The following is an 18186-nucleotide window of genomic DNA, read 5'->3' as shown; positions in this document are numbered from 1 at the left end:
GTCCGACACCAATTCAACATCGGCGACGACGAGCGAGTGATCGGCATTCTAACGACAGGCCGGAAGCCGATATTTCCTCAATGCGACAACAATTTACAGAAGCACAGAGAAAGCGGTTCCAGCTCATTGACAGCCCCTGGATTTTATGCAGAGACAAAAGACATTAAACCTGTAGACGCTGCAAATTGCGGGCCTATTATTCGCAAACCCTTCTGGCACGGCAAGTCTGGCGTTTAATCTTATTTCTTGGGGTGTCTGGAATGGGGTTTTTCGGGGCACGGGCGTAGCGCTTTGCCTCATGTGTGGACATGGGGTTACACATTTGCCCCACCCGGTAACATTCAGAAACCTCCTACGCAATAAACCGATATTTATTCGGGTGGCGCAGATCCAAACGTGGGAGGGGGCTTGCTCCCGATGGCGGTAGACCCTTGACAGCTGTATTCACCGACCCACTGCAATCGGGGGCATGCCCCCTCCCACACTGGATCCCCACCGGCTCGAAGCGAACATAAAAAAGCCCCACCCGGCTCACACCGAATAGGGCTTTGTCCAACCAACCTCGCCTTAAGCGACGTTCATGGTCTTGTGGGTTTCAATCAAATGCGCCACTACACCTGGATCCGCCAGGGTGGAGATATCGCCTAACCCGTCGTACTCAGCCGTGGCGATCTTGCGCAGGATACGGCGCATGATTTTGCCCGAGCGGGTCTTCGGCAAGCCCGGCGCCCACTGGATCACGTCCGGCGAAGCAATCGGCCCGATTTCTTTACGCACCCAATTTTTCAGCTCCAGGCGCAGCGCTTCGTTTGGCTCTTCGCCATTTTTGAGGGTGACATACACATAAATGCCCTGCCCCTTGATGTCATGCGGCACCCCAACCACCGCTGCTTCAGCCACTTTAGGGTGGGCAACCATGGCGCTTTCAATCTCGGCAGTGCCCATGCGGTGGCCGGAAACGTTCAACACGTCATCCACACGTCCCGTGATCCAGTAGTAACCGTCCTCGTCACGACGAGCGCCGTCACCGGTGAAGTACATGCCACGGAAGGTCTTGAAGTAGGTATCGACGAAACGGTCATGATCGCCAAACAGCGTACGCGCTTGGCCCGGCCACGAATCGAGGATCACCAGGTTGCCTTCGGCAGCCCCTTCGATCAGGTTGCCCAGGTTATCCACCAAAGCCGGCACCACGCCGAAGAACGGCCGTGCAGCCGAGCCTGGCTTGAGCGCATGGGCGCCCGGCAGCGGGCTCATCATGTTGCCGCCGGTCTCGGTCTGCCACCAGGTGTCGACGATTGGGCAACGGGATTGACCGACGTTCTTGTAGTACCAATCCCACGCTTCCGGGTTGATCGGCTCGCCAACGGAACCGAGCAGGCGCAGGCTGCTGCCGTCAGCACCTTCAACGGCTGCGGTGCCGGAGGCCATCATTGCGCGGATGGCGGTCGGCGCGGTGTAGAGGATATTGACCTTGTGCTTGTCGACGATCTTCGCCACCCGAGTGATGTCCGGGTAGTTAGGCACGCCTTCGAACAACACCGTGGTCGCGCCATTCGACAGCGGACCATAGACAATATAGGTGTGGCCGGTGACCCAGCCGACGTCGGCAGTGCACCAGTAGATTTCGCCCGGGCGATAGTCGAACACGCGCTCGTGGGTGAGGCCGGCGTAAAGTAGGTAGCCGCCGGTGGTGTGCTGCACGCCTTTAGGCTTACCGGTGGAACCGGAGGTGTAGAGGATAAACAGGGCTTCTTCGGCGCCCATTTCTTTTGGCGCGCATACGGTGCCCGCCACTTTCATCAGGTCTTCGTACCAGATGTCGCGATGCTGGTTCCACTTGATCTGGCCATTGGTGCGTTTGCACACGATGACCTTCTGGATGCTGCTGGTTTCCGGGTTGGTCAGTGCGTCGTCGACGTTGGCCTTGAGCGGAATCTTCTTACCGGCGCGAATGCCTTCGTCGGCAGTGATCACCACCTTCGACTTACAGTCGATGATGCGACCGGCCAGGGCTTCCGGCGAAAAACCACCAAACACCACCGAGTGAATCGCACCGATGCGGGTACACGCCAGCATGGCGACCACGGCTTCGGGGATCATCGGCATATAGATAGTCACCACGTCGCCGCGGTGCACGTCCTGACCACGCAGGGCGTTGGCGAACTTGCAGACTTCTTCATGCAGCTCGCGGTAAGTGATGTTGCGGCTCTCGGCAGGGTCATCGCCCTCCCAGATGATCGCAATCTGGTCGCCACGCTCGGCGAGGTGACGGTCCAGACAGTTATAGGACACGTTCAGGGTGCCATCGGCGAACCACTTGATGTCGACATGGTGATCGTCGAACGAGGTCTGCTTCACCGTGGTGAAAGGCTTGATCCAGTCAAGACGCTTGGCTTGCTCACGCCAGAAACCGTCGGGGTTGACCACCGACTGCTGGTACATGGCCTTGTAGGTCGCCTCATCGGTCAGCGTGTTGGCTGCTACTTCGGGGCGAACGGGGTACAGGGAAGCCGCACTCATCTTTCTTACCTCGGTGACAATAGTTGTTTTTGTATGCCCTGTTGTAGCCGGGGCGACCCCATAGAACCATTCGACGATGGTAGTAACAAGCCCCTACACATTGCCCTGGTATCGGCTGACAGGGCTCTGGGCCAAGGGCTGCAAGGCTTCTGGAGCTGTGTGAAAAAACCTTTACCACGGGATTGTTACAAAAACCGCCAATAGTGTTTATCAAAAGCACGGGTATATGAATATAACCCGCAGGCCTAAAATCAACTCCGTCAACACGACGCCGTGGTTTACACGGCAGTGATTAACAACGTAACAGCCCCCACGAAGGCAACGTTAATCCGAACTAACCAATCCTAAGTTACACACGTGGCCTCACAAGGGCCCCGTGACCCCTTTCGCCCTGAAGAAGGTAAGTAAAGAAATGAAAGCTCTCGTAGTTATGGCCCTCAGCAGCTTGTGCGCCGCCGCCGCCCTGGCCGACGAAGCCCCGACCGAGCTGGCCGGCCAGAACGCCCCGATTGTTGAAGATTACACCTACAGCACCCACTTGGACGTTGCCAAAGTATTGTCCATGAGCGAAGTTCCGAATGTATGTGAAGTTGTACCTGCGAAGATGGAATATGAAGATTCCCAGGGTCAACGCCATATTCTTAATTACAAGATTATGGGCAACGGTTGCTCTAACGGCTAACAACTTAGTCAGTTAGAAAACACCCGAATCTTATTCGCCGCAAGAAATCGTTCTTGCGGCAAAGAACCGGCTTGAGGCACCACGCAGTCCAGATGTGGGAGGGAGCTTGCTCCCGATAGCGTCAACCGCCGCACCTCTCTATTACGCCCTACGTCCCGTCCCCTGCCCCCACCCGCAAAAAGCCGCTCATCGCTCCTCAAAAAAAACCAACCCCAGCAAAGCCTCGCAAACACACGCTTTGGCCGAAAACCACGCCATTTTGACCCTCGCCCGTGACCATCCACCGCAACACAAAACCGAATTTTTCCCTATAATGCGCGGGTAAATCGGGCCTGCAATATCCCTTTACACTGGGACGAAGAGCCAGACCTGAGGCCTCCGCGCGAGCTTGCACCTACCGCTGCGCACCTCAAGCCTCAAGCAGAGTACCCGTAACCCTATTCCGTTTAATGCCTGCGCTAGCTGCTGCAACAAACGATTCCTTAAGATCCACCGCGGCCCTAGGGCCGTGTGAACACCCAACCATCCGGTTTCACACGGGCACCTTTGAGCCCTCACGCAGGAGACGACACGTCATGCTGAGCTGGGACGAATTCGACAAAGAAGAAGAAGGCGAAGTAGCCACCAAAGGCGCCAACGCCGGCCACGCCACCGAAGCCAACATGGACCGCCTCGACGGTGCTGGCGCAGCTGCCGCCATCGAAGCCCGCGCCGTCACCGCCAGTGACTCCGCCGCCATCGTGCGCGCCAAGGCTGCCCTGGACAAACTCGACGTCGCCGAAGGCCTCGCCGAGCTGGAAGGCTCCGCCGCCCGCGTCGCCGTTGACGAAAAGCGCATGATCAACTGCCGCGCCGACCTCAACCAACTCGTGCCCTTCAAGTACGACTGGGCCTGGCAGAAGTACCTCGACGGCTGCGCCAACCACTGGATGCCGCAAGAGGTCAACATGACCGCCGACATCGCCCTGTGGAAAAACCCCGAAGGCCTGACCGACGACGAACGCCGTATCGTCATGCGCAACCTGGGCTTCTTCTCCACCGCCGACTCCCTGGTTGCCAACAACCTGGTGCTGGCCGTATACCGCCTGATCACCAACCCGGAGTGCCGCCAGTACATCCTGCGCCAGGCCTTCGAAGAAGCGATCCACACCCACGCCTATCAGTACTGCATCGAATCGTTGGCCATGGATGAAGGCGAGATCTTCAACATGTACCACGAGATCCCATCGGTCGCCAAAAAGGCAGCCTGGGGCCTGAAATACACCCGTTCGATCTCCGATCCGAAGTTCGAAACCGGCACCGTTGAGACCGACAAAGAACTGCTGCGCAACCTCGTTGCTTACTACTGCGTGCTGGAAGGCATCTTCTTCTACTGCGGCTTCACCCAGATCCTCTCCATGGGCCGCCGCAACAAAATGACCGGCGTCGCTGAGCAGTTCCAGTACATCCTGCGCGATGAGTCGATGCACTTGAACTTCGGTATCGATGTGATCAACCAGATCAAAATCGAAAACCCACACCTGTGGGATGCCGAGATGAAGGAAGAAGCGACCCAGATGATCCTGCAAGGGACTCAGCTGGAGATTGAATATGCTCGCGACACCATGCCGCGCGGCGTATTGGGCATGAACGCGGCGATGATGGAGGATTACCTCAAGTTCATCGCGAACCGTCGTCTGTCGCAGATCGGTCTTAAAGAAGAGTATCCAGGGACCACTAACCCGTTCCCATGGATGAGCGAAATCATGGACTTGAAGAAAGAGAAAAACTTCTTCGAAACCCGTGTGATCGAGTATCAGACTGGCGGCGCGCTGAGCTGGGATTGATTCCTTAGCACAGCAACACCAAAAAGCCCTGACTTGTTCGGGGCTTTTTTATGCGAGCTCACTAAAGACTCTCCTTACAAAGCAGCGAATTTACCAAAGTAGCTGACCGCCAAATCCTTCTGGCTCGTAGGAAATTTCGTAGACGCAATAATGGCTACTCAGTATCGTCCGAGGGTTTTCTACCCTCGGCGGTTGTATGGACATTACGAAAGACAAAACGGACTGGAGCGACGCGGAGTTGGCAGCTGCGGTCGAGGCGTACTTGAAGATGCTGGCCTGGGAAAAGAGCGGCCAACCGTTCAACAAAGCCCTCGAAAACCGCCTCCTGCGCGAAGGCCCAGTGGCAGGCCGTGCAAAGGGCTCCATCGAATTCCGCATGCAAAACATCTCCACCGTGCTTGTGCGTATGGGCTGGGACCGCATCGAAGGCTATAAGCCTGCGAAGAACGTGGGCACAGGCGTGGAGCAACGCATCCGCCAAGCACTTGCCGCGCAGGGTGTATTCGAATCCGAAGACGCCGCCCAAACAGCAGACGAGCAAACGCTTATCCGCCGTGCGTCCAAACTGCAGCAGCAACCTTTCACTCAGCGACCGGACGGCATTGCCCAGCCGCAGCAGGTCTCGACCGTCAGCACCGCTTTTGTTCGCGACCCAAAGGTACGCGCCTGGGTACTGAAAGAGGCCAAGGGCGTCTGCGAAGGCTGCGGCTCTAACGCGCCGTTTGAGGTCGACGGTTTGCCATTTCTTGAAGTACATCACGTCAAGCACCTAGCCCAGAAGGGTTCGGATCGCATCACCAATGCTGTAGCCTTGTGCCCCAATTGCCATCAGCGTTGTCACCGGTCGAGTGACCGGGAGGCTTTCACCGAGGGGCTTTACGCCAAGGTCGGAAGATTGGCACGGGAGTAAACTCCTGCTGTCACACCTGATGCACGCTCAAAAAATACTAGATAGGACCGAGGCCAACCCGTGAACCCAGACATGCTCGAAGCCGGCCCCGCTGACGCCAAAGTACTTTCCGTCTTTGACTTCGACGGCACCCTGACCCACCACGACAGTTTCGTGCCCTTCCTCAAGTTTGCCTTTGGTACCGGCGAGTTCTATGGCCGGATGGTCAAGCTGGCGGTGCCTGGGCTGCGCTTTTTGGTTCGGCAGATCAGCCGGGATGAGTTGAAAGCGCAGTTGATCCGCACGTTTATGACAGGGGTGGAGAAGACGTGGGTGCAACAGAAGGCCGAGGAGTATTGCCAGCGCAATTGGGCGCGGTTGATGCGCCCGGCCGGGGTGTTGTCGGTGGAGCAGGAGTTGGGCTCCGGCGCGGAGGTGACATTGTGTTCGGCTTCGCCTGCGTTAGTGTTGCAGCCGTTTGCCAATCGACTTGGGATCAAGTTGATTGGCACCGAGCTTGAGGTAGTCGACGGGGTGTTGACCGGCAAGCTCACTGGAAATAACTGCCGGTGTGAGAACAAGGTGCTGCGGCTTGAGGCGGTGTACGGAGACCTGGGGGAGTATCGGCTCCGGGCCTGGGGAGATACGCGCGGGGACCGGGAGTTGTTGGCGGCGGCGCAGGATGCGCATTTTCGACATTTTCATGCGAAGAAGAAGCGGGCGAAAGCGCTGCGCTGACCATTGTGGTGAGCGGGCTTGCCCCGCGCTGGGGCGCGTAGCGGCCCTAAAACCAAACGCCGCATTCTGTCTGACAGCATGCGGCGTTTTTATTGGGACTGCTGCGCAGCCCAGCGCGGGGCAAGCCCGCTCACCACAGGTTGATCAGACACAGGTTTTGAGGTCTACGCCCAACGCCGTCGCAAAGGCTTTTACCATCGGGCTGCGTGGGACGCTTCGGCATTTTCATGCGAAGAAGAAGCGGGCGAAAGCGCTGTGCTGACCATTGTGGTGAGCGGGCTTGCCCCGCGCTGGGGCGCGTAGCGGCCCTAAAACCAAACGCCGCATTCTGTCTGACAGCATGCGGCGTTTTTATTGGGACTGCTGCGCAGCCCAGCGCGGGGCAAGCCCGCTCACCACAGGTTGGTCAGACACTGGTTTTGAGGTCTACGCCCAACGCCGCCGCAAAGGCTTTTACCATCGGGCTGCGTGGGACGTTTCGGCATTTTCATGCGAAGAAGAAGCGGGCGAAAGCGCTGTGCTGACCATTGTGGTGAGCGGGCTTGCCCCGCGCTGGGGCGCGTAGCGGCCCTAAAACCAAACGCCGCATGCTGTCTGACAGCATGCGGCGTTTTTATTGGGACTGCTGCGCAGCCCAGCGCGGGGCAAGCCCGCTCACCGCAGGTTGATCAGACAGCGGTTTTGAGGTCTACGCCCAACGCCGTCGCAAAGGCTTTTACCATCGGGCTGCGCGGAGCGTTGTGGCGCAGGATGAGGTTGAAGGCGGTGCTCAGGTGAACTTGCTCCGGGCACAGTGCGCGAAGGCGCCCTTCTCTTACCATGGGCTTGGCGTAGTGTTCGGGCAAAAAACCGAGGAAACGGCCAGTAAGGATCAGGATCGCGACGGCTTCGACTTGCGAGGCGGAGGCGGACTGGCTGTCGTAATTGACGAAGTTAGTCTTGTCGCGATGGATCGCATAACGATGGTTGACCACTTCATATTGGCGCAGCACCTCCGGCGTAATGTCGCTCGCAGTAAAGAGCGGATGTCCTACGGCGCAGTAGGCCTGGGCCTTTTCTTCGTACAGCGGGAAGTAATCGAACTCTTCACGGCGCTGGTACACGGGAACGATACCGACGATTAACCGGCCTTCCACCACGCCGCGTTCAACTTCGTCCAACTGTGAAGCCTGTAGGCGCAATCTTATTTTTGGTGATTCGCTATGTAATTTTCCCAATGCGGTAATAAGCGGGGAATTAACATCCGACACGGTGTTATCAATAACCCCGACACTAAGGTCACCAATAAGCTCGTTTTGCGCCGAACTAAGCTTGTCTCTGAAACTGTCCACCGAGGTAAATAACTCGATGGACGCTTGATACACTAACTTCCCTTCTTCGGTCAGCCCGAAACCTTCTCGGCCCCGTGTACACAGGCGCATGCCGATACGAATCTCGAGGTCAGAGATCTGTTTACTGATGGCCGCCAGCCCCACGTTCAGTTCGTTTTGCGCAGCACTGAAGCCGCCAGCTTCGACCACGGCCATGAATACCCGCAGCAATTTGAAGTCCAGTCCGCTCAGTTGCAGCGGTGGTCTTGTGCCCGGTTTGGGTGGCAGGTTTCCAGAAGTGGAAAGTGGAGTTTCCATAATACGCGTTGACCTCAAGTACCATATTCAACAGGCTTCAACCCAATCCTTGAACATAGCCAGGCGGCGATAATGAACATAAACATCCGCCCTTGGCAACCTTGAATACGGCGCGTCAGACGCTGATTCAGTTTAGTTGAAAACCTTTTTTTACTGCCTCCGACTCTTCTAAAAACAAGCGTGAGGAATACCCATGTCTCAGCCCACCGACCGCCTTTGGGGCGCTCGTTTCAAGACCGGTCCGTCTGCTGCGTTGGCCGCGTTGTCGCGTTGCCCAGAGCGCTATTTTCGCCTGACGCCCTACGACCTGGCCGGCTCCCGTGCCCATGCCCGTGAATTGCAGCGCGCCGGTTTGCTGGATGAATCGGAGACGTTGCGCACCCTCGAAGCCCTGGACCGCATCGGTGAAGACTTCGCCGCTGGCCGCCTGCATCCAACCCAGGATGACGAGGACGTACACACCTTTATCGAACGCGTCTTGACCGAACGCCTGGGCGCCTTGGGCGGCAAGCTGCGCGCCGGGCGTTCGCGTAATGATCAAACCGCCAACGATTTGCGCCTTTTCCTACGGGACCATGCGCGAACCATCACCACCGAGGTGTTGGGTTTGCAGCAGGCGTTGGTGGAACAGGCCGAGCAGCATGTCGAGAGCATCTGCCCCGGCTTTACCCATTTGCAGCAGGCGCAACCCATCGTGTTCGCCCACCACTTACTGGCTCACGCCCAGTCGATGCTGCGCGATGTGCAGCGTCTGGTGGATTGGGATGCACGTACGGCGTTGTCGCCATTGGGCGCCGCAGCAATGGCGGGCTCGGCGATTGCGCGGAGGCCGGAGCATTCGGCCAAGGAAATGGGCTACACCGGGCCGTGTGAAAACTCGATCGACGCTGTGGCCAGCCGCGACCATGTGGCGGAGTTCCTGTTTGTGGCGGGCATGCTCGGGGTGAATATTTCGCGGCTGTCGGAGGAGTTTTGCCTGTGGTCGTCGCGCCAGTTTCGCTGGGTGGTGTTGGACGATGCCTACGCTACCGGCAGCTCGATCATGCCGCAGAAAAAGAACCCGGACATTGCCGAACTGGCCAGGGGCAAAGCTGGGCGTTTGATTGGCAACCTGACCGGGTTGATGTCGACGCTCAAATCCTTGCCGCTGTCGTACAACCGCGATTTGAGTGAAGACAAACACAGCGTGTTGGACAGTGTGGACACGTTGCTGCTGGTACTTCCAGCCATGGCGGGGATGGTGGCGACCATGAAAGTCCAGGTGGACGAACTGCGGCGCCAGGCACCGATGGGTTTTACCTTGGCGACCGAGGTGGCGGATTGGCTAGCCACCCGTGGTGTGCCGTTCAAGGAGGCCCATGAGATTACCGGCGCGTTGGTACAAGCCTGTGAGAAGCATGAGATTGAGTTGTGGGAAGCCTCAACGGCGATGTTGGCCGAGGTGGATGCTCGGCTGCTGCCTGAGGTGCGGGATTGCTTGACCCTGGAAGCGGCGATTGCGGCACGCAGTGGCTGGGGTGGGACGGCACCGGAGCGGGTTCGAGAGCAGATTGGACGTTTGAAGATTGCATTGGCGGCTCAGCAGCAGTGGGCTGAGAGCTATCAGGGCTTTCGGATTTAAGCCTGTCAGAGGTGTGGTGCGGGGGCTGACGCTTTCGCGAGCAAGCCCGCTCCCACATTTGGACCGAGTACATCAGTAGTAGCGTCATCAGTTTTGGAGAATCACCATGAACCAAACCCCGGCCGAGCGCTTGGAAATAGAGCGCAAGCTGTCCGAGAACCAGTTCGACATAACCCAGTACGAACACGTGCCGCGCCGCTATTACGGACGGATGTTTTTTGCCACATTGATCGTGATTGTGTTGGCCGCACTGTTGCGCGCCTTCGCCAATGGCCAAATCGAATGGTCCTACATCGGTCAGTTCCTCACGTCTGAGGCCATTCTGTGGGGCTTGGTGAATACCATTGTCATGTCGATTCTGGCGATGGCGCTGGGTGTGGTGATCGGTGTGATCACGGCAATCATGCGCATGTCGGCCAACCCGATTCTGCGCTATGTGGCCATCACCTATACCTGGCTGTTCCGCGGGACACCGCTGATTTTGCAGCTGTTGCTGTGGTTCAACCTGGCGCTGATTTTCCCGGTAATCGCGATTCCCGGCCTGTTCAGCATCGACACCGTTGACCTGATGACGCCGTTCGTGGCCGCCCTGCTCGGCCTCAGCATCAACCAGGGTGCCTATACCGCCGAAGTGGTGCGCGCCGGTTTGCTGTCAGTGGACACGGGCCAGTACGAAGCCGCCAAGTCCATCGGCATGCCGAGCTTGCAAGCGCTGCGTAGGATCATTCTGCCGCAGGCCATGCGAGTGATCATTCCGCCTGTAGGCAACGAGTTCATCAGCATGGTGAAAATGACCAGCCTGGCCAGCGTCATCCAGTACTCGGAGCTGCTGCACAACGCGCAAAACATCTACTACGCCAACGCCCGGGTCATGGAGCTGCTGATCGTTGCCGGTATCTGGTACTTGGCGGTGGTGACTGTTCTTTCATTTGGCCAGAGCCGTCTGGAGCGTCGTTTCGCTCGCGGGCGCCGGCAAGCGTTCGTAAGTTTGGGTTGAGGAGATTTGCCCCATGAGAAGCATCGTCAAGGCCGTCAACCTGAACAAGTATTACGACCAGTATCACGCGCTGCGCGACATCAATATCGAAGTCGAGCAAGGCGAAGTGATGTGCATCATCGGCCCGTCCGGGTCGGGTAAAAGCACGCTGCTGCGCTGCGTCAACCAACTGGAAAAAATCGATAAGGGCGGCCTGTGGGTCGACGGCGAACTGGTGGGTTACCGGGTCGTCGGCAACAAGCTGCATGAGATGAACGAATCGCAGATCGCCCGACAGCGCCTTGCCACCGGCATGGTGTTCCAGCGCTTCAATTTGTTCCCGCATATGACCGTGTTGCAAAACATCATCGAAGGCCCGTGCCAGGTGCTCAAGCGCTCGCCCAAGGAAGCCATCGAAGATGCATTGGAACTGCTGGCCCGCGTGGGCCTGGCGGACAAACGCAATGCCTATCCGGTGGAATTGTCCGGCGGCCAGCAGCAACGCGTGGCGATTGCCCGTGCGCTGGCGATGCGTCCCAAGCTGATGTTGTTCGACGAACCCACGTCAGCCCTCGACCCGGAGCTGGTAGGAGAAGTGCTGTCGGTGATGCGCGATTTGGCCACCACCGGCATGACCATGATCGTGGTCACCCATGAATTGGGCTTCGCCCGTGAAGTGTCCAACCGCATGGTGTTTATGGACGCCGGCCAGATTGTGGAAGCCGGCAGCCCCGAAGAAATTCTAATAAGCCCACAAAATCCGCGTACCCAAAGCTTTATTTCTGCCGTTCGCACTTAACTAAAAAACTAACGAGAACGCCCCCATGAAAAAATTGTTTATCCCAACGATGCTCGCAGGCCTGATGGCCTCCACCTGTGTATTCGCGGCCTTGCCGGCGGCCATCAAGGACAAGGGTGAGATCAGCGCGGCTATCGTGCCGAACTACCCGCCGATGGATTTCAAGGACCCGGCCACCAATAAACTCACAGGCTTTGACTTCGACCTGGGCAACGCTCTGGCCGAGCGCCTGGGCGTGAAGATCAAGTGGCAGGAAACCGGCTTCGAGCAAATGCTCAGCGGCCTGACCACCAAGCGCGTGGACATCGTGCTGTCGGGCATGTCGGACACCGCCGAACGCCAGAAATCCGTAACCTTTGTCGACTACTTCACCAGTGGCCCGCAGCTGTACACCCTGGCCAAGCGTGAAGAGATCAAGGAACTGACTGACCTGTGCGGTAAAAAAGTCGGCACCAGTCGCCGGACTACTTGGCCGTCGGAAATTGCCGCGTGGAGCAAGGAAAACTGCGAAGCGGCCGGTAAGCCGGCGATCGTGGTGATCGGCACCGAAGGCTCGGCGGATGCGCGGGCGCAGTTGCAGCAGAACCGTTTGGATGCCGCAATGCAGGGCAGCGAGACGATTCCTTATCTGATGTCGTTGGATAAAGGTAAGTACAAGCCGGTTGGGCTGGCGATTTCCAAGCAGTTCACCGGGCTGGGGATTGAGAAAAGCAACACTGAACTGGTGACCGCGATCAGTGAGGCGCTGCAGGGCATGATTGATGATGGGACCTACGGCAAGATTTTGAAGAAGTGGGATCTGGAGCAAGGGGCGGTCGAGAAGATCACCATTAACGCTGGCCAATAACTCGGTCTAAAAAATGTGGGAGGGGGCTTGCCCCCGATGGCGGTGGTTCTGTCACCTGATGCTTGGCTGTACACCGCTATCGGGGGCAAGCCCCCCTCCCACACTGGATTTTTGTTGTTCAAAAAAGATAACAAGGACATCCGCCCCACCGTGGCCACCTACTCCCTGGTAATCCGCCGCCTGATGATTTGCTCGGTGACCATCGTGGTCAGCCGCGCCATGACCAGCCCGTTGCTGGCCCTGCTGCTGAGCACGCGCCTAGGCCTCAACCAGCAGGACATCGGTCTGCTGATGGGGATCGCCGTGTTTATCGCCACGCTGCTGGGCCTGTACGGCGGCTACATCATTGACCGCCTGGAAAAGCGCAAGCTGCTGATCCTGGCCATGCTCTCCAGCGCCATCGGTTTTCTGTTGCTGACCTTTGCCAGCAACCTCTACCTGACGACACTGACCCTGGTAATCACCGAAGCCGCGTCGGCGCTGTTCCTGATTGGCTCCAAAGCGATCATCAGCGAAAACCTGCCAGTGGGTGAGCGTGCCAAGGTGTTTTCCCTGCGCTACACCCTCACCAACGTCGGCTACGCCACGGGCCCCATGGTGGGTGTAGTAATTGCGGGGCACATGCAGTTGGCGCCGTTCCTGATCGCCAGCGCAATTGCCTTCTGCAGTGTGTTCCTGATGATCGGCATCCCACCGACTCAACGGGACGAAAGCAACAAACCGCTGAGCTTTCTCAGCACCCTGCGCACATTGCGCAACGACCGTGCATTGATTCTGTTCACCGGTGGCAGTCTGTTAAGCACCATTGTCCACGGGCGCTACACCCTGTATCTGTCGCAATTTCTGCTGGTGGCCTACAAGCCTGCGCAAGCTCTGAAGATTCTCTCGGCGGTGCTGGCATGCAATGCCATTACGGTGATTTTGATGCAGTACCAGATAGGCCGGTTTCTCAAGCGTGAACAACTGCGCTACTGGATCGTGCTGGGGACGTTGCTGTTCATTGCCGGTTTGATCGGTTTCAGCCTGGCGGACAGCTTGGTCACCTGGTGCCTGGCGATGTTTGTATTCACCTTGGGCGAGATGATCATCTACCCCTCGGAGTTCCTGTTCATCGACACCATCGCCCCCGACACCCTGCGCGGCAGTTACTACGGTGCACAGAACCTGGCCGCCTTTGGCGGAGCGTTGAGCCCGGTGATTTGTGGGTACTTGCTGATCAATGCGGCGCCCACCAGCATGTTCTATGCCTTGGGCGCACTGACAGCTGTGGGTGGCACCTTGTGTTTCCTGAGTGGGCGGCGGGTTGCAGGTTCTTGCTGATATTTACATGGGATCCCGCTATTAATAGCGAAACTTCTCACGGACCCGAGCCTCATGAAATTCGACACGGCCTACAGTTTGAGTCTCGATGACAAGCTGTCGATCTACGACGTGCGTGACCTGAATTTCGACGAAACTGCCGTATACGACTCCGACACTGACCATTTCCTCTGCCCCAACGATGCGTGCCGAGGGACGTTCGATTCGGGCAATGCGTTAAGCACATTCAATGCAAAAAACGTCAACTATGTGCGCACGCCGCACTTCAAGAACAAAACCAGCACCCAGCATATCGAGGGCTGCCGCTATGCCAGCACGCACAGGGGCGCGGCGGGTGAAACTGAAGGCGAGCGCGAAGACCATTTCCCGTCGGAATTTGTACTGACCCGACGAACGTACCCGCGCAACACTCCGGTGACCGGTGCCGAAGCTCAAATCCCAGCGTCACCTGCGAAAGCACCTTCAAACCGAACCAGCACGTCCGTCAGTTCCAGCGACACCACCCCGGATAAAACCAGCGTATTCGCCCACCCGGTGGAATGTTACGTGTCCAACATCGACGACAAGGACACGCTCAAGCGCATGCCGCTGAAAATCGGCGATCACACCGCGACCTACTGGACGTTTTTCAAGAAGATCGAATACCTGCAAGACAGCAAGGGCCTGATCTATTGGGGCAAGATCAAGGCGATCAAGGACTACACCAGCAGCTTTCGCATCGACTTCGAAAAGAAGGTGTGGCTCGACAAGAAGCCCTACTCGGTCAACGTTTATCTGAGCAAAAAACTCATCGAAAACTACCGCAAGCGCACGGCGTTCCTAGAACAGATCAAGGCGGCAGTGGACAGTCAGCGTGCGCTGTATTGCTTCTTCTACGGGGTGACGCCAGAGCTCAAGCATGTGCCCAGCAAGAAGAATCCCGAGCAAACGTTCGGGGTGTTCAGCGCGGATATCGAGAACCTGGATCACCTGATTATTCGGGAGGCGCCGGGGTTGGAATAGTCAGTGGTAAAAAGCCATCGGAAAATCCAGTTGATGAGCGGTCAAAACAACTGTACAAAAACACAGTATAGTTTGTCCTCCCCCGTCGAACCCTGGAGAAACCCCATGTCCTCTCTGGCAATGAGCTCTTTCGTAGAACAGCAGATCGTCCTGCACCAATTCACCGCCAAACACAGCGCACAGGCCCGCGCGATGCTGGGCTGGAGTCGGGAAGACCTGGCCCGTCATGTCGGTGTGGTGGTGGAGGCTATTCAACGGTTTGAAAGCCAGGGTGACAGCGATGATGCAACGCGCCTGGCGCTGGCGTTTCGGCTGGAGGCTGAAGGGCTGGTATTTTTCCCAGGCTTTGCGCCGGGCTGGGGAATGAGTGCGCGCCGCCTTAATATCACGCCACCTGAACCCGTGGCACAGGGCATCATGTCTCGGCTGATGGGCTCAACCACCGCATCAATAGACTCTCCCAATGCCCAACCGAATGGTGCGTAAAGCCTATCCAAGTCAGCGGACCAGCCGGCACCTTTAAACCAGGTCTCATGCCGGCGCACGCTACGTAGGGAGATCAACGAGTTGGATTGCCCGACGCCACAGTCAGCCCCTACCGTGCATCTGCATGGCCACGAACACTGCGATACCCCTGCACCAGGACTGCCAGTGAATCCTTCGACCATCTTGCACCGTAGAACCACAACGTAGCCCCGGCTCCCAAAGGCTCGCCCAGCCTTGGGTATCCACTCCAACACGCCTGATGGAACGCGGCACTCTGACTGTCCGAGACCAGCGCATCCAGCCGATGCTCAGTCATAAGGTCGTCGATTTCATTACGCGTGTGGAGGTCGAATTGCAGCGAGCCATCGACCTGTTGTGCAGACACCGGTACAAGGAGCGCCCCGGCTTGTCGTAATTGCTCCAACGCTCGCAGGAACACCGCCCGATGCTTGAGGGGTTCTTGATCACCGTTGCGCTCATATCGGTCGGCAAAACCTACGCGCCGGCCAGCCAGCATGCTGAGGGCAGTAAAAGTGCTGTTGTTCTGCACCAGAGGCACCTCCACCATCACCGGTCCCTCGGGTTCGATGCCGCTCAAGGCAATCAGCGTCAATGAGGGGTCACGCACGGGTTTTATCGGCAGGGCCGGCGCGTTATATCCGGGGATCAGGACGCCATCCCTGGGATGGACTTGAACGTGTGGATCGCCACAAAAAGCGATGTTGCGGGGAGGGGGCTGCTCAGAGGACGGAGCGTGGCACGACGTTGCCCGACCGGCTATATCCATGAGTGCAGCCAGCGGCTGCCCTAACTGGCAAACCGCCTCTGTTCGCGGATGTTTACTGCATTTTTTTTCCACCAAAACTCTCCCCTGAACCGTGATTTTCCGGGGATCATCGCATCCTTCACTGGCGTGTGTCGCAGCCCTGAAACAACATGAAAACTCCTTTTTCCCACACCTCTTCCATCAGCTCAAAAGCTGCTCTTGTGCATCTTTTTGAGTTTCAACTTCCAGCCACCATGCATACCCACGCTCAGGCTGATTCAAGCTGAACGCCTGGCCCATGGGTGGCGTAGTGATCGACACATTGCGCTCCCAAGCCAGCGCCATGATGCGGTCAAACGGTTCATGCCAGGCATGAAACGCCAGGTCGAAGGTACCGTTGTGGATCGGCAGCAACCAGCGGCCCTTGAGGTCGATGTGCGCTTGTAGGGTTTGCTCCGGCTGCATGTGCACATGGGGCCAATCAACGTTGTAAGCACCGGTTTCCATCAGCGTCAGATCGAACGGGCCGTATTGCTCGCCGATGCGCTTGAAGCCATCGAAGTAACCCGTGTCACCGCTGAAGAAAATCCTCCGCGCACCGTCGATCATCACCCACGAACACCATAGGGTCTGATTGGCATCAAACAGGCCACGCCCGGAAAAGTGCTGAGCCGGCGTGGCCACAAAACGGATGCCGTCTACCTCGGTGCCCTGCCACCAGTCCAGTTGGCGAACCTTGCTGGCGTCGACACCCCACTTGATCAAAATGTCACCCACGCCAAGCGGTGCTAGAAAATGACGGGTCTTGTTGGCCAATTGGACGACAGCCTTGCGGTCCAGATGGTCGTAATGGTTGTGGGAAAGAATCACCGCTTCGAGATCAGGCAGCTCTTCAAGGCTGATCGGCGGCTGATGGAAGCGTTTGGGGCCGGCCCAACTGAATGGGGAGGCACGCTCGGCGAACACCGGGTCGGTCACCCAGAACTTACCGCGCATTTTCAGCAATACAGTGGAATGCCCCAAGCGAAATACGCTGTGATCAGGCGCCGCCAACAGTTGCTCGCGCGTCAGCGGCTTTACCGGAATCGCCCCCACCGGTCGCGTGGTGCGCGGCTTGTTAAACACCATGTTCCAAAAAATACGCAGCGTTTTGCCAAGCCCGCCATGTTGCACAGGGGCGTCGTTGCTGAAGTGCGCCTTGCCCTGCTCTGCTGGCTTGAGCGCTGCAGACGTGCGGTCGACGCGGGGTGAGATGGTGGCCATTGCAGAGTGACTCCTACGGTCCGCTCATAAATTACACTGCACAGTGTAGTTTCAAGATTGCAACAAAACAGGGAGCAAGTAAACTACCGAGTGTAATTTTCCTTCAAGAGCTGAGCGCCCTCCATGACTGCCCCTCAACGCCTCACCGACCGCAAACGCCAAGCCATCGTGGCTGCTGCCATCGCTGAGTTTCGCGATAACGGTTTCGAGGTCACCAGCATGGACAAGATCGCCGCCACCGCCGGCGTTTCTAAGCGCACGGTGTACAACCACTTTCCCAGCAAGGAAGAGTTGTTCGCCGAGATTCTCCACCAGCTCTGGGCCAGCAGCGTCGCTCAGCTCGACGTCTGCTATGCCAGCGACCGGCCGCTGCGTGAGCAATTGCGCGGATTGCTGGAGGCAAAGATGAAGATGATGTCGGACGCCAACTTCCTCGATCTCGCCAGAGTCGCCATCGCGGCTACCATTCATTCGCCGGAACGTGCGCAAGACATGGTTACCCGCCTGAGCCAGCGCGAAGAAGGCTTCACCCAGTGGGTGCGCGCCGCCCAGGAAGACGGCCGTCTCTCCTGCACCGACCCGGCATTTGCCGCCCATCAGATCCAGAGTCTGCTCAAAGCCTTCGCATTCTGGCCGCAGATTACCCTCGGCCAACCAACCTTGGACGCCGCCAACCAGGCCAGCGTGATCGAGTCCGCCATTGACCTGTTCCTGGCCGGCTACGAAGTCAGGCCCACACCCGCCCAGTAATGCCTGTTGTGTAAGCGACACTTAAGGTCGTATTTGACGCTTTCGCCCTCTGTTTTGCGTAAATGGCCTG

15 protein-coding genes and 1 pseudogene are annotated in these 18186 nt (G+C 57.7%); 12 read left to right on the top strand and 4 right to left on the bottom strand.

Going from position 1 to position 18186, the window contains the following annotated elements; all coding sequences use genetic code 11:
• Positions 1–567 precede the first annotated feature (567 nt).
• Entirely contained in the window at positions 568–2523 is a 1956-nt protein-coding gene (acs, locus tag ACVWXD_RS02230; RefSeq protein WP_032886744.1) for an acetate--CoA ligase, read from the bottom strand.
• Between the two features lie 412 nt (positions 2524–2935).
• Here acs and ACVWXD_RS02225 point away from each other — a divergent pair, with 412 nt between their 5' ends.
• The 4 genes from ACVWXD_RS02225 to ACVWXD_RS02210 all read left to right on the top strand — a co-directional run bounded on the left by ACVWXD_RS02225 (position 2936) and on the right by ACVWXD_RS02210 (position 6658).
• A complete protein-coding gene (locus ACVWXD_RS02225; RefSeq protein WP_457370635.1) occupies positions 2936–3205 on the top strand; it encodes a DUF2790 domain-containing protein in 270 nt (89 codons plus the stop codon).
• A gap of 575 nt (positions 3206–3780) precedes the next feature.
• Entirely contained in the window at positions 3781–5031 is a 1251-nt protein-coding gene (locus ACVWXD_RS02220; protein ID WP_005790649.1) for a ribonucleotide-diphosphate reductase subunit beta, read from the top strand.
• Between the two features lie 196 nt (positions 5032–5227).
• Positions 5228–5941, top strand: a complete 714-nt coding sequence (locus ACVWXD_RS02215; RefSeq protein WP_457370634.1) for an HNH endonuclease — start codon at positions 5228–5230, stop codon at positions 5939–5941.
• A 72-nt stretch (positions 5942–6013) separates the two neighbouring features.
• On the top strand, positions 6014–6658 hold the full coding sequence (locus tag ACVWXD_RS02210) for an HAD-IB family hydrolase (RefSeq protein WP_032891078.1): 645 nt from the start codon (positions 6014–6016) through the stop codon (positions 6656–6658).
• A gap of 668 nt (positions 6659–7326) precedes the next feature.
• Here ACVWXD_RS02210 and ACVWXD_RS02205 read toward each other — a convergent pair.
• The gene (locus ACVWXD_RS02205) at positions 7327–8286 is read right to left on the bottom strand and encodes a LysR family transcriptional regulator (RefSeq protein WP_457370633.1); all 960 of its coding nucleotides are present in this window, start codon (positions 8284–8286) and stop codon (positions 7327–7329) included.
• 193 nt (positions 8287–8479) lie between these two features.
• On the opposite strand from ACVWXD_RS02205, the gene argH reads away from it, so the two are divergent.
• The 7 genes and pseudogenes from argH (at position 8480) to ACVWXD_RS02170 (ending at position 15337) form a co-directional block, all read left to right on the top strand.
• On the top strand, positions 8480–9907 hold the full coding sequence (argH, locus tag ACVWXD_RS02200; protein ID WP_457370632.1) for an argininosuccinate lyase: 1428 nt from the start codon (positions 8480–8482) through the stop codon (positions 9905–9907).
• Positions 9908–10013: 106 nt separating this feature from the next.
• Positions 10014–10893 (top strand): annotated as a pseudogene (locus tag ACVWXD_RS02195) (amino acid ABC transporter permease).
• A gap of 24 nt (positions 10894–10917) precedes the next feature.
• Positions 10918–11682, top strand: coding sequence for an amino acid ABC transporter ATP-binding protein (locus tag ACVWXD_RS02190; RefSeq protein WP_010208290.1), 765 nt, complete (start codon positions 10918–10920; stop codon positions 11680–11682).
• A gap of 25 nt (positions 11683–11707) precedes the next feature.
• Positions 11708–12529, top strand: coding sequence for an ABC transporter substrate-binding protein (locus tag ACVWXD_RS02185; RefSeq protein ID WP_032891075.1), 822 nt, complete (start codon positions 11708–11710; stop codon positions 12527–12529).
• Between the two features lie 150 nt (positions 12530–12679).
• A complete protein-coding gene (locus ACVWXD_RS02180) occupies positions 12680–13849 on the top strand; it encodes an MFS transporter (protein WP_122680797.1) in 1170 nt (389 codons plus the stop codon).
• A gap of 54 nt (positions 13850–13903) precedes the next feature.
• Complete coding sequence (locus ACVWXD_RS02175; RefSeq protein ID WP_457370631.1) at positions 13904–14851, top strand: hypothetical protein; 948 nt, start codon at positions 13904–13906, stop codon at positions 14849–14851.
• A gap of 105 nt (positions 14852–14956) precedes the next feature.
• Positions 14957–15337: a helix-turn-helix domain-containing protein gene (locus tag ACVWXD_RS02170; protein WP_457370630.1), complete on the top strand. Its 381-nt coding sequence runs from the start codon at positions 14957–14959 to the stop codon at positions 15335–15337.
• A gap of 109 nt (positions 15338–15446) precedes the next feature.
• Here ACVWXD_RS02170 and ACVWXD_RS02165 read toward each other — a convergent pair whose 3' ends face one another.
• Both ACVWXD_RS02165 and ACVWXD_RS02160 read right to left on the bottom strand, forming a co-directional pair.
• Positions 15447–15965: a hypothetical protein gene (locus ACVWXD_RS02165; protein ID WP_095185838.1), complete on the bottom strand. Its 519-nt coding sequence runs from the start codon at positions 15963–15965 to the stop codon at positions 15447–15449.
• A gap of 339 nt (positions 15966–16304) precedes the next feature.
• A complete protein-coding gene (locus ACVWXD_RS02160) occupies positions 16305–17366 on the bottom strand; it encodes an MBL fold metallo-hydrolase (RefSeq protein WP_122680729.1) in 1062 nt (353 codons plus the stop codon).
• Between the two features lie 123 nt (positions 17367–17489).
• On the opposite strand from ACVWXD_RS02160, the gene ACVWXD_RS02155 reads away from it, so the two are divergent.
• On the top strand, positions 17490–18116 hold the full coding sequence (locus ACVWXD_RS02155; protein WP_032891070.1) for a TetR/AcrR family transcriptional regulator: 627 nt from the start codon (positions 17490–17492) through the stop codon (positions 18114–18116).
• Positions 18117–18186: the final 70 nt, after the last annotated feature.

The organism is Pseudomonas sp. TE3911 (assembly GCF_054062775.1).
This window is presented reverse-complemented; position numbering and strand designations above follow the sequence as displayed.

What these genes read in the sequence shown, in the direction of transcription:
- ACVWXD_RS02210 (WP_032891078.1), top strand. Translation starts at nt 6,014, where the DNA reads ATGCTCGAAGCCGGCCCCGCTGACGCCAAAGTACTTTCCGTCTTTGAC.
- acs (WP_032886744.1), bottom strand. Translation starts at nt 2,523, where the DNA reads ATGAGTGCGGCTTCCCTGTACCCCGTTCGCCCCGAAGTAGCAGCCAAC.
- ACVWXD_RS02215 (WP_457370634.1), top strand. Translation starts at nt 5,228, where the DNA reads ATGGACATTACGAAAGACAAAACGGACTGGAGCGACGCGGAGTTGGCA.
- ACVWXD_RS02225 (WP_457370635.1), top strand. Translation starts at nt 2,936, where the DNA reads ATGAAAGCTCTCGTAGTTATGGCCCTCAGCAGCTTGTGCGCCGCCGCC.
- ACVWXD_RS02185 (WP_032891075.1), top strand. Translation starts at nt 11,708, where the DNA reads ATGAAAAAATTGTTTATCCCAACGATGCTCGCAGGCCTGATGGCCTCC.
- ACVWXD_RS02155 (WP_032891070.1), top strand. Translation starts at nt 17,490, where the DNA reads ATGACTGCCCCTCAACGCCTCACCGACCGCAAACGCCAAGCCATCGTG.
- ACVWXD_RS02160 (WP_122680729.1), bottom strand. Translation starts at nt 17,366, where the DNA reads ATGGCCACCATCTCACCCCGCGTCGACCGCACGTCTGCAGCGCTCAAG.
- ACVWXD_RS02190 (WP_010208290.1), top strand. Translation starts at nt 10,918, where the DNA reads ATGAGAAGCATCGTCAAGGCCGTCAACCTGAACAAGTATTACGACCAG.
- ACVWXD_RS02205 (WP_457370633.1), bottom strand. Translation starts at nt 8,286, where the DNA reads ATGGAAACTCCACTTTCCACTTCTGGAAACCTGCCACCCAAACCGGGC.
- ACVWXD_RS02175 (WP_457370631.1), top strand. Translation starts at nt 13,904, where the DNA reads ATGAAATTCGACACGGCCTACAGTTTGAGTCTCGATGACAAGCTGTCG.
- ACVWXD_RS02220 (WP_005790649.1), top strand. Translation starts at nt 3,781, where the DNA reads ATGCTGAGCTGGGACGAATTCGACAAAGAAGAAGAAGGCGAAGTAGCC.
- ACVWXD_RS02170 (WP_457370630.1), top strand. Translation starts at nt 14,957, where the DNA reads ATGTCCTCTCTGGCAATGAGCTCTTTCGTAGAACAGCAGATCGTCCTG.
- argH (WP_457370632.1), top strand. Translation starts at nt 8,480, where the DNA reads ATGTCTCAGCCCACCGACCGCCTTTGGGGCGCTCGTTTCAAGACCGGT.